This window comes from Collinsella aerofaciens, assembly GCF_028209395.1.
Lineage (GTDB): Bacteria > Actinomycetota > Coriobacteriia > Coriobacteriales > Coriobacteriaceae > Collinsella > Collinsella aerofaciens_AZ.
Genome location: NZ_JAQLDQ010000018.1, coordinates 30,004 through 41,846, shown reverse-complemented (window position 1 = coordinate 41,846; position 11,843 = coordinate 30,004). Strand labels below are relative to the sequence as shown.

Genomic DNA, 11,843 nt, shown 5'->3' with positions numbered 1-11,843 from the left:
GCGTTAACATGCTCCAGGCAAAGTTCCTAAACATATTCTGGGGCTGATAAGAATTTAGTGGCTCGGCTTTGCCGAGCCCTTATATGGGGAGGCCGGAGCTAAAGCTCCGGCCTCGCTCAATTTCTTATTAAACTAAGTGAGCGATCAGGGAATCGCACTCCCCCTGCCGAGTTACCGCAGGGCCCGTGCTGGACTTAGTTTTCAGAACATTCCGCAGACCAGGAAACCCCCTTATCCGCAGCTCCGAAGGAGCAGGATAAGGGGGTTTCCATGGTCGAGGACGTTCTGAAAACTAAGTCCAGCACGGGCCCGGACAGACAACCGACTACAGGTCGATGTGCGATTCCTTGATCGGGAACGGCTCCGCGAAGTGGCAGGCGCAGCAGTGGCCCGGGGCAACTTCCTTAAACTCGGGAAGCTTCTCGGAGCAGATGCCCTGCGCGATCGGGCAGCGCGTGTGGAAACGGCAGCCGGTCGGCGGATCCAGCGGCGACGGCGGATCGCCGGCGAGGATGATGCGCTTGCGGGTCTTCTGGATATCCGGATCGGGCACCGGCACGGCAGACAGCAGCGACTGCGTGTACGGGTGGTGCGGCTCGCTATAGAGTGTCTTCCAGTCCGAAACCTCGACCATCTTGCCCAGATACATAACGGCAACGCGATCGGAGATGTGCTGCACGACGGACAGGTCGTGAGCGATAAACAGATACGCCGTGCCAAACTTGTCCTGAAGTTCCTTGAGCAGGTTCAGAACCTGAGCCTGAATGGACACGTCCAGAGCGGAAACCGGCTCGTCGCAGATAATCAGCTTGGGCTTCAGCGCAAAAGCGCGGGCAATGCCGACGCGCTGACGCTGGCCGCCCGAGAACTCGTGCGGATAGCGGTTGATGTGCTCGGGGTTCAGTCCGACGACGTCGAGAAGCTCGCGAACACGCTCGATACGCTCTTCCTTGGTACCCACGCCGTGAATGGTCATGGGCTCAGAGACAATCTCGCCGATGGTCATACGGGGGTTGAGCGAAGCATAGGGGTCCTGGAAGATGAACTGCATCTCGCGACGCATATCCTTGATCTCGTGCTTGCTCATCTCGGCAACGTCTTTGCCCTGGAAGAACACTTTGCCGGCCGTCGGCTTGGTCAGGCGCATGATGGTGCGGCCCGTGGTGGACTTACCGCAACCAGACTCGCCGACCAGGCCAAAGGTCTCGCCCGGATAAATCTCGAACGAAATGTCATTCACTGCAGAGACGACACGCTTGGAGAAGCGCTTGGCGAACATGCCGGACTCAGCGGGAAACTCCTTAGAGAGGTGCTCGACCTTCAGTAGCGGAGTACGCTCGTTGGTATCTGCCATTACGCCTCGCCTCCCTTCTTGGAATCCTTACGCGTACGGGACGTCTCAGGAGCGTTCTTGAGGAACTCGGAGTCACCGGAGTAGTGGCAAGCAGAGTAATGACCAGACTCGGTGACAACGCGCTCGGGGCGCTGCTTGCGGCACTTGTCCGTCGCATAGGGACAACGAGGAGAGAAGACGCAGCCCTCAGGCAGGTTCATGAGCGAAGGCGGGTTGCCGTGAATCGGCGTAAGCGGCTTCTTCTCTTCGATGGCCTGCTCCGGGATGGAGCGGATAAGGCCCCAGGTGTAGGGGTGGCGACTCTCGTAGAAGATTTCCTCAGCAGTACCGAACTCGACGGGACGGCCGGCGTACATAACCATGATCTTATCGGCCATATCGGCAACGACGCCCAGGTCATGGGTAATCATGATGATGGCGTTGCCGTTCTTCTCCTGCATTTCCTGCATGAGCTCGATAATCTGAGCCTGAATGGTAACGTCCAGAGCCGTCGTGGGCTCGTCGGCAATCAGGATATCGGGATCGCAGGCAAGAGCCATAGCGATCATGACACGCTGACGCATACCGCCGGAGAACTGGTGCGGATACTCATTGACGCGCTTCTCGGGCTCGGGGATACCCACGAGGTCCAAAAGCTCGGTAGCGCGCTTGAGCGCCTCCTGCTTGGAGTAGCCACGGTGCAGACGAAGGCCCTCGCCCACCTGCTTGCCGATCTTATAGACCGGGTTCAAGGAGGTCATAGGATCCTGGAAGATCATCGCGATGTCGTTGCCGCGAATGTGCTGCATCTCCTCCTCGGTCATCTCGAGGATAGAACGACCGCGATAGCGAACGTCGCCGCCCTCGATCTTTCCCGGAGGCATCGAGATAAGACCCATGATGGTCATGGCGGTCACGGACTTACCGGAGCCGGACTCACCGACGACGCCCAGGGTCTCGCCGCGATCGAGCGTGTAGGAGACACCGTCGACAGCGCGAACAACGCCGTCCTCGGTGTGGAAATACATCTTAAGGTCATCGACCTCGAGCAGATGCTGGCCCTCGGGAACAGGCTGGTCCTTCAGGTCCACATAGTTCTTGTTCTTCTTCATCCTTATGCGTCCTTCATCTTGACGTCGAGGGCGTCGCGCAGACCGTCACCCAGCAGGGTGAAGGCGAGCACCGTCGAGAGAATTGCCAGACCGGGCATGATCATCATCCAGGGAGCAGTCAGAAGATACTGCTGACCGTCCTGAATCATGGAGCCCCACGAAGGCGTAGGCGGAATTACGCCCATGCCGAGGAAGGACAGAGCGGACTCGGTCAGAATGGCGCCACCAATGTTCATGGTCGCGTAGACCACGATGGAGGCGACGGAGTTCGGGAAGATATGACGTACAACGATACGAGCATCAGATGCACCCATCGCGCGCGCAGCATCAACATAGTCGTTTTCCTTGACGGTCAAGATCGCAGAGCGGAAGACGCGCGCAATCGAAGGCCAGCCGAGAATACCGATGGCGATAAAGACGTTCTGAAGACCACGGCCGATAACGGCGATCATGGCGACAACGAACAGCACGTACGGGAACGCCAGGAAGATGTCCGCACAGCGCATGATGATCGTATCCCAGATGCCGCCGTAGAAACCGGCCAGAGCACCCATGACCAGACCAATCAGCGTGGAGATCGCGGTGGCCATAATTCCGACGGACAGCGAAACGCGCGCACCGTAGATAACGCGGACAAGAATGTCACGACCAAGGGCGTCGGTGCCAAACGGATGCTCTGCACACGGAGCCAGCAGCGACGTCTCGGCCATAGTGGTCGAGTCGGAAGCCGTCGGAGAACCGAGCCAGGGCTTAGCCCACAGATCTGCGGTCAGGGCAACCACAACGACGATGATGATCCAGCAGACACCGATAACGGCGAGCTTGTTCTTACGAAGACGCTTAAAAGCGTCGCCCCACAGCGTGCGGGACTTGGCGGGAGCAGATGCGACCTTGGTGGCGGTAGCCTGCTCCTGAGACTGAGAATCAGTTTCCTGCATGAGACGTACCTCCCTTAGGCCTTATCCGACGGACCGCCAAGGCGGATGCGCGGGTCGAGGAATGCATAGCTAATGTCGACGAGCAGGTTGATCACCATGACGACGACAACGATGAGCGTAACGCCGCCCATAACGATGGGCCAGTCACGCATGCTAATGGCGCGATAGACCTCATAGCCGATACCGGGCCAGTTAAAGACCGTCTCGGTCAGGATGGCGCCCGAAAGCATGCCACCAAAGTCGACACCAATATAGGTAACGACGGGGATGAGTGCATTCTTAAGCGCATGCTTGATGATGATCGCACGATTGGAGAGACCCTTGGCCTTTGCCGTACGGATGTAATCCTGGTTCATGACGTCAAGCAGCTGCGAGCGCATAATGCGGGCAGCGTAAGCGGTCGAAACCGAAGCCAGCGTAATGGTCGGAAGCACATAGTGCATCCAATCCTGATACTGAGAGCTGGAACCACCGGCACCCGAAATCGGCATGGAGAATGCACCGCCCGTGGCGTCCTTGAGGATGACGCCAAAGAACAGCTGCAACAACATACCGAGCCAGAAGGCCGGGACCGCAACGAGGATCGACGTGGTGAGCGTTACCAAAATATCCCAGAAGGAATAACGCTTTACCGCCGAAATGATACCCGCACCGATACCCATGATCGCCTCGAGTACGATGGCGCACGCGGCAAGTTTGACCGTATACGGATACTTCTGGGCGAAGATTTCCGTAACCGGCAGCTTGCGCTGATACGAATTGCCCAGATCGCCATGAAGCAGGCCGTTCATGTAATACAAGTAACGGTCCACAAGCGACGTTTGAACGGGGTCGCCGTTCTCGTCAAGGATCGCGTTGCCGTCCTCGTCCGTCTGGACCAGGTGATAGCGAACACGAAGCTGAAGCTCCACCTCGGGGGACAGAGCCTTGTCTCCACCGATCAGCTTGATCGGATCTCCCGGCACGATATTCTGGAGGGCGAACAGAATCAGCGTAACGCCCAAAAACACCGGGATGAACTGAAGCACACGTTTAACGATGTACTTACCCATACCACTCCCCTATCTAGGGATTAACCTAAATGGGATGCCGATCGCCAGACCGGCATCCCAAAATTACCATCAGCCAGTTTACCCCAGGTTAGGGAGAACTGTATGTTTCCCATGAGGTCTACGTAAATACTTGACCCTCACGGAAGCTGCAAACTCTTAAGCGAGCTCAGCGGTACCCAGATCGGCGTGCTTCTGCGGATCGACATAGAGGTGCTTGATGCGATCGGAGCCGGCGATGGTGTGCGTGTAGAACATCACCGGGATGACCGGGCAGTCGGCAGCGACCATTGCGTCGGCCTCCTGCATCTTAGCGACGCGCTCCTTGTCGTCAACCGTAGTGCGAGCCTCGTCGACCTTGGCGTCGAACTCGGGGTTGTTGTAACCAGAGCGGTTGTCGCCACCGAGGGAGTCGGAGTGGAACAGCGGATACAGGAAGTTGTCCATGATCGGGTAGTCGGCAATCCAGCCCAGACGACCGAACTGATAGTTGAAGTTCTGATACTGCTCGAGCAGGGCAGACCACTCGGGGGTATCGGAGACAGCGGTAACGCCAACCTTGGCGAGGTCGCCGATGATGGACTCCATGATCTCCTTGTGGCCACCGTCCTGGTTGTAGGAAAGGGTCACACTAATGCCACGGTCACCGTTGGCACCGGCAGGAGCAACCTTGTCGAGGTACTCGTTAGCCTTGTCGACGTCGTAGGCGCAGAACTCCCATGCGCCCTCCTTGTAGCCATCGATGCCCGGAGGAACAATGCCGTCGGCGGGGGTACGGGTACCCTTGAAGATGGTCTTGCAGATGGCCTCACGGTTGATGGCCAGGGAGATACCCCTACGCAGGTCAGCGTTGTTGAACGGCTCGGCCGTGTTGTTGCAGGTCAGGTAGTAGGTGGAAGGCTCGGCGCCGAGCAGCATGCGCTCGCCGTCACCCATGGTGTAGCCGTCCTTGGACACGCCGCGATCCTTCTTGGCGGCATCGATCTGAGCGACGGGAACGTCGCAGACATCGAGGTTACCGGCCTGGAACTCCTTGTAAGCGGTCTCCATGTCCTTGATGACCTGGAAGTGGATGCCATCGATCTTGGCCTTGTCGCCATAGTAATCGTCGAACTTCTTGACGTTGATCTCCTGGCCATCCTCCCACTTGCCGTCCATCATGAACGGGCCGTTACCGACCGGGGCAAGGTAGAAGCTCTTGACATCGGACTCGGCGCACTCGGGAACCGGGGCCAGAGCCGGGTGAGAGGCGACGAAGGGGAAGTCGGCGTAAGCGGAAGACAGCTTGACGACGAGGGTCTCATCGTCAGGGCACGTAACACCGCTGAGCTCGGTGGCGTTACCGGCAAGCAGATCGTCATAGCCCTCGACCATGGAAAGGTGATAGGAGACCTCGGAAGGGCCATACTCGGTAGCGATGGCCGACTTGGTGTTGACCAGACGCTCCCAACCGAGCTTGAAGGACTTAGAGGTAACGTCGTCACCGTTGTGGAACTTGGCCTTCTTGATCTTGAAGGTAAACTCGGTGGCGTCGTCGTTGGACTCAAAGGACTCGCAAGCCAGCGGAACGATCTCGCCCTTCTCGGCGTCGTAAGAGGTCAGAGCGTCAAAGAGCTGATACTCGACCTGAGTACCCTGGTCCTCCTGGACGTTGTAGGGGTCGATGCAGACCGGGTTGTTGATGTAGAAGTTCAGCGTCGAACCGGACTCAGAACCGGAAGCGTCGCCGCCCTTCTTGCCACATGCGGCAAGAAAAGCCATGGAGCTCGCAGCAAGGGTGCCGCCAACAAAGGCGCGACGACCCATAACGGGCTGGTGGAACATAGAATCAGCCATGCCATCCTCCTTATGAGATAGGACAAAGAAATGTTCAGTCGGACACATGTCGAGACAATCCGATCCGAACCATCGAAACGCTGCCCGCTGCTATGGCTGGTTATGCACAACAGGCCAACGTTTTGCAATACAGTAGCGCATTTTATGCACGATTTGGGGCTAATTCCGGTTAACGGTCAAGAATTTCTTTAGTTGGGCGCAGTATGTGGTGATATTTTTGACTCTGTTACGAATATGTAAACAAAAAAGGGTCCCGCACTTGCGGAACCCTTTACAAGTACTTATGCGGCTCGTGATTAGTAGCCCACGATGCCCTGCGGGAAGAAGAACATGCACAGCACGACGCACACGGCAAACACGACAGCCATGATGACGGTCAGGCGGTCGAGGTTCTGCTCCATAACACCTGTGGCAGAGCTGGAGTTATACAGCGAGCTAGCGATCATATCCGAAACGCCGGTACCCTTACCGGAATGCATCAGGACGAGAATCGTCAGCGCCACGGCAGAAACAGCCCAAACGACAAACAGAAGAATCTGGAACGGACCCATAGATAAGCTCCTTAATAGAACAATTCAAACTCCAGTACTGTACCACAATCCCCCGCTCTCCCCTACCTGCCACTCGGGGACGGTGCGGAAATGGCAGAAATACCAAAAAGGGGGTTGCCCGAATATGGGCAACCCCCTGCAAGAAAACGCTTGGAGTTTTCTCTTAGGCCTCGGTGGCGAGCACGCGTCCCGTCATCTCGGCGGAAGGCTCAATACCAGCCATGGTGAGCATGGTCGGAGCGATATCGGAAAGACGACCGTCCTCAATACCGGTGAGCTTGGCCTTCTCATCAACGATGATGAACGGTACACGGTTGGTGGTGTGAGCCGTAAACGGATGCTTAGAACCGTCGGAAGCAACGTCAAACATGTGATCAGCGTTGCCGTGGTCGGCGGTAATCAGCGCAAAGCCGCCCTTGGCGAGAATCGCCGGGACAACCTTGGACAGGGCATCGTCAACAGCCTCAACGGCCTTAACGGCGGCGTCGAAGACACCGGTGTGACCAACCATGTCGCAGTTCGCGAAGTTCACGATGTAGAAATCAGCGCGATCCTCGTTGATGGCGGCGACAAGCTTCTCGGTAACCTCGGGAGCGCTCATCTCAGGCTGCAAATCGTAGGTAGCAACCTTGGGGGAAGCGACGAGCACGCGCTCCTCGCCCTCCTTGGGTTCCTCGATGCCGCCGTTGAGGAAGAACGTCACGTGGGCGTACTTCTCGGTCTCGGCGGTGTGCAGCTGCTTCAGCCCATTGGCGGCGATAACGTCGGCCAGGACGTTCTCGGGGAACGTCTTGGGGAAGGCGACCTCAACGTCAAACGTCGGATCGTACTCGGTCATCGTCACAAAGTGCGAAAGCTTGATCTGCTCGCGCTCAAAGCCGTCAAACTCCTTGTCCGTGAACACGCGGGTCATCTGACGAGCGCGGTCGGGACGGAAGTTGAAGAAGATGGCCGCGTCGCCCTCGTGGATGCCCTCATTGTGGGCAGCGAAGGGCTCGACGAACTCGTCGCCGCGCGGGTCCTTCTCGTAGTAGGCCTTGATGCCGGCAACGGGGTCTGTATCGGCATCGGACGCGTTGACCATGACGTCGTAGGCGCGCTGGATGCGCTCCCAACGATTATCGCGGTCCATGGCCCAATAACGGCCCGAGACGGTGGCAACGCGAGCGTCGCAACCGGTCTCCTCGGAGATCTTGGCCAGGAAGGCGCAGAACTCACTCATGTAGCCAGCGCCGGACTGCGGGTCAACGTCGCGGCCATCCATGAAGGCGTGGACGCGAACGGTCTTGACACCGTGCTCGGCAGCCATCTTGACCAGAGCCTCGACGTGGTTCATGTGAGAATGAACACCGCCAGGGCTCATAAGGCCCATGAGGTGGAGAGTCTTGCCGTCAGCCTTGACGTCGTCCATAGCCTTGACGAAGACCTCGTTCTTGGCGATGGAGCCGTCCTTGATGGCGTTGTTGATGCGCGAAAGCTCCTGGAACACAATGCGGCCGGCACCGATGTTGAGGTGACCCACCTCGGAGTTGCCCATCTGGCCATCGGGAAGACCCACGTCCTCGCCCGAAGCGCCGAGCGTGGTGTGGGGGTACTTCTCGTACAGGCCATCGAGGAAGGGCGTCTTGGCAGCGGCGACGGCGTTCTCGCCATCGGCCGGAGCCAGGCCGCAGCCGTCCATAATGATCAGGAGTGCGGGAAGATGACGCTGTGCCATATGTCCTACTCGCCTGCCTTGACGACCATAGAGGCGAAGTCGGCAGCCTTGAGCGAAGCGCCGCCCACGAGGGCGCCGTCAACGTCGGGCTTGGCGACGAGCTCGGCAATGTTGCCGGGCTTGGCAGAGCCACCATAGAGAACGCGGATGCCGTTGGCGAGCTCCTCGCCGAACATCTCCTTGAGGGTCTCACGGATAGCGCCGCAGACCTCCTGAGCGTCCTCGGCGGTAGCGGTCTTGCCGGTGCCGATGGCCCAGATGGGCTCGTAGGCGACGACGACCTGCTTGGGGCAGGTGATCTCAAGACCAGCAAGGCCAGCCTTGACCTGGTTCACGACGTGCTCGACATAGGTGCCAGCCTCGCGGACCTCGAGGGACTCGCCGCAGCAGAAGACGGGAACAAGACCGGCGGCAACGAGAGCCTTGGCCTTCTTGTTCTGGTCCTCGTCGGTCTCGTGGAAGTAGTCACGACGCTCGGAGTGGCCGATGATGCAGTAGGTGCAGCCAGCGGACTTGAGCATGTCACAAGAGGACTCACCGGTGAAGGCACCCTTGGCCTCCCAGTACACGTTCTGTGCACCGAGGGCGATGGGGGCAGCCTGAATGCGGTCATGAACCGTGGTGATGTCGATGGTCGGAGGGCAGACGAGCACCTCGACGCCAGCCGGAACCTCGGGCAGAGCCTGAGCCAGCTCGTCGGCGAGCTTGGCGGCCTCGGCGACGTCGTTGTTCATCTTCCAGTTACCAGCGATAAGAAGGGTGCGATTAGGCATCGAGAAGCGCCTCCACTCCGGGCAGGGCCTTACCCTCGACGAGCTCCATGGAAGCGCCACCACCGGTGGAGATCCAGCTCATCTTGTCGGCCAGGTTGAACTTGTTGACAGCTGCGACAGAGTCGCCACCGCCGATGATCGAGGTGCAGTCGGCCTCGGCAACAGCCTCGGCGATAGCCTGGGTGCCGTGAGCGAAGTTGTCGAACTCGAAGACGCCCATGGGGCCGTTCCAGAACACGGTCTTGGCGCCCTTGACGGCCTCGGCGTAGAGCTCCTCGGTCTTAGGACCGATGTCCATACCCTCACGATCGTCGGGGATAGCGTCGGAAGCGACAACCTCGGGAACAGCGTCCTCGCCAAAGTGATCGGCAACGCGGTTGTCGATGGGGAGCAGGATCTTGACGCCCTTCTCCTCGGCCTTCTTGAGCATCTCGCCGGCGCGCTCGACCCAGTCCTCTTCCTTGAGGGACTGACCGACGGAAAGGCCCTGAGCCAGGAAGAAGGTGTAGGCCATGCCGCCACCGATAATCAGGGTGTCAGCGGAGTCGATAAGGTGATCGAGAACGCCGATCTTGGAGGAAACCTTGGAACCGCCGACGATAGCGACGAAGGGGCGCTCGGGCTCGGCGAAGATACCGGTCAGCGTGTCGACCTCCTTCTCAAGCAGGAAGCCGGCGACTGCGGGCAGGTAAGCGGCGGGGCCCACGACGGAACCCTGGGCACGGTGAGCGGTGCCGAAGGCATCGAGAACGAAGACGTCACCATAGGAAGCGAGCTTCTTGGCGATCTCGGGGTCGTTCTTCTTCTCACGTTTGTCGAAACGGACGTTCTCGAGAACGAGGACCTTACCCGGCTCGACGGCGGCGACAGCCTCAGCAGCCTTCTCGCCGTAGGTGTCGGCGACAAAGGCAACGTCGAGACCAGAGAGCTCAGCGAGCTTCTTGGCGACAGGCTCAAGGGAGAGCTCAGGCTGGAAGCCGGTACCCTCGGGGCGGCCGAGGTGGCTCATGAGGATGACGCGAGCGTTGTGCTCAACGAGGTAGTTGATGGTGGGCAGGGCAGCCTTGATACGGGTGGTGTCGCCAACGACGCCATCCTTGATAGGCACGTTGAAGTCAACGCGGACGAGAACGCGCTTGCCGTCGACATCGATGTCGCGGACGGTCTTCTTGGTAAAGGCCATGTTTGCTTCTACCTTTCGTACGTGTCTGCCTCCCATTACGGCAGACGATTTCCTATAAAAAGGGCGCGACCCTAGGGTGTAAGCCCTATGAGGCCGCGCCCTTCTTTAGACGCTCAACGAGCTATTCGCTAAAAGCTAAATTAAGCAACGAACTTCTCGAAGTACTTGATGGTGCGGACCATCTGAGAGGTGTAGGAGTTCTCGTTGTCGTACCAAGAGGTGACCTGAACGAGGGTCTGGCCGTTGCCGAGGTCAGAGCACATGGTCTGAGTGGCGTCGAAGATGGAGCCGTGGGTCTCGCCGACGATGTCACGGGAGACGATCTGGTCCTCGTTGTAGGCGAAGGTCTCGGGGATGGTCTCGGCGTAGGCCTTCATGGCAGCGTTGACCTCGTCGACGGTGACCTTCTTGTCAACGACGGCGTAGAGGTTGGTCAGCGAGCCGGTCGGCGTCGGGACGCGCTGGGCGGCACCGATGAGCTTGCCGTTGAGCTCGGGGAGAACCAGGCCGATGGCCTTGGCAGCGCCCGTGGTGTTCGGGACGATGTTCTCGGAGCAGGCGCGGGAGCGACGGAAGTTGCCCTTGCGCTGCGGGCCGTCGAGCGGCATCTGGTCGCCGGTGAAGGCGTGGATGGTGGTCATGATGCCGGACACGATGGGAGCGAAGTCGTTGAGACCCTTGGCCATCGGGGCAAGGCAGTTGGTGGTGCAGGAAGCAGCGGAGATGATGTTGTCCTCAGCGGTCAGCGTCTCATGGTTGACGTTGTACACGATGGTGGGCAGATCGCTGCCGGCCGGAGCGGAGATGACGACCTTCTTGGCGCCAGCGTTGATGTGGGCCTGAGCCTTAGCCTTGCTGGTGTAGAAGCCGGTGCACTCGAGAACGACGTCGACGTCGAGGTCGCCCCAAGGCAGGTTGTTGGCGTCGGCCTCCTTGTAGATCTTGATCTCCTTGCCGTCAACGGTGATGGAATCCTCGCCAGCAACGACCTCGTGATCGCGAGCGTAGTTGCCCTGCGTGGAGTCGTACTTCAGCAGGTAAGCGAGCATATCGGGAGAGGTGAGGTCGTTGATAGCGACGATCTCGGAGCCCTCATGACCGAACATCTGACGGAAAGCCAGACGACCGATGCGACCGAAGCCGTTAATAGCAACCTTTACTGCCATTGTGTCTCCTTTCGTAAGGCCCCCGCGAGCTACAGCGCCCGCCGTTGAGGCCCACAAACTAACCACTCGCCTAATATACCTTTTTTTTGACTTGAATTTCACGAGAATGCTCGAAATTGAAAATCAAATTTACGTTAAAACGTTTTAAAGAATAAAATAGCAGCTAAATCCGTATATAAGTCGAT

Annotated in this window: 10 protein-coding genes; all 10 read right to left on the bottom strand. The window is 58.6% G+C overall.

From position 1 onward, the window contains the following. Nucleotides 1–325: 325 nt before the first annotated feature. Nucleotides 326–1,354: an ABC transporter ATP-binding protein gene (locus tag PMW67_RS07500; protein WP_022094888.1), complete on the bottom strand. Its 1,029-nt coding sequence runs from the start codon at nt 1,352–1,354 to the stop codon at nt 326–328. Continuing rightward, entirely contained in the window at nt 1,354–2,445 is a 1,092-nt protein-coding gene (locus PMW67_RS07495) for an ABC transporter ATP-binding protein (RefSeq protein WP_271739335.1), read from the bottom strand. The genes PMW67_RS07500 and PMW67_RS07495 overlap by 1 nt, the downstream gene beginning before the upstream one ends. Before the next feature lie 2 nt (nt 2,446–2,447). Further along, nucleotides 2,448–3,383, bottom strand: coding sequence for an ABC transporter permease (locus tag PMW67_RS07490; RefSeq protein ID WP_006236141.1), 936 nt, complete (start codon nt 3,381–3,383; stop codon nt 2,448–2,450). Nucleotides 3,384–3,397: 14 nt separating this feature from the next. Next, nucleotides 3,398–4,435, bottom strand: coding sequence for an ABC transporter permease (locus tag PMW67_RS07485; protein ID WP_117637996.1), 1,038 nt, complete (start codon nt 4,433–4,435; stop codon nt 3,398–3,400). A 156-nt stretch (nt 4,436–4,591) separates the two neighbouring features. Beyond that, nucleotides 4,592–6,268, bottom strand: coding sequence for a peptide ABC transporter substrate-binding protein (locus PMW67_RS07480; RefSeq protein ID WP_271739332.1), 1,677 nt, complete (start codon nt 6,266–6,268; stop codon nt 4,592–4,594). 296 nt (nt 6,269–6,564) lie between these two features. Then, nucleotides 6,565–6,819 (bottom strand): preprotein translocase subunit SecG, encoded by a 255-nt coding sequence (gene secG / locus PMW67_RS07475; RefSeq protein ID WP_006236144.1) that lies wholly within the window; start codon nt 6,817–6,819, stop codon nt 6,565–6,567. A gap of 163 nt (nt 6,820–6,982) precedes the next feature. Further along, entirely contained in the window at nt 6,983–8,536 is a 1,554-nt protein-coding gene (gpmI, locus tag PMW67_RS07470; RefSeq protein ID WP_055310511.1) for a 2,3-bisphosphoglycerate-independent phosphoglycerate mutase, read from the bottom strand. Nucleotides 8,537–8,541: 5 nt separating this feature from the next. Continuing rightward, entirely contained in the window at nt 8,542–9,309 is a 768-nt protein-coding gene (tpiA, locus tag PMW67_RS07465) for a triose-phosphate isomerase (protein WP_022094882.1), read from the bottom strand. Continuing rightward, on the bottom strand, nt 9,302–10,492 hold the full coding sequence (locus tag PMW67_RS07460) for a phosphoglycerate kinase (protein WP_006236149.1): 1,191 nt from the start codon (nt 10,490–10,492) through the stop codon (nt 9,302–9,304). The genes tpiA and PMW67_RS07460 overlap by 8 nt, the downstream gene beginning before the upstream one ends. Nucleotides 10,493–10,632: 140 nt before the next feature. Next, nucleotides 10,633–11,658, bottom strand: coding sequence for a type I glyceraldehyde-3-phosphate dehydrogenase (gap, locus tag PMW67_RS07455; RefSeq protein ID WP_055286941.1), 1,026 nt, complete (start codon nt 11,656–11,658; stop codon nt 10,633–10,635). Nucleotides 11,659–11,843 lie beyond the last annotated feature (185 nt).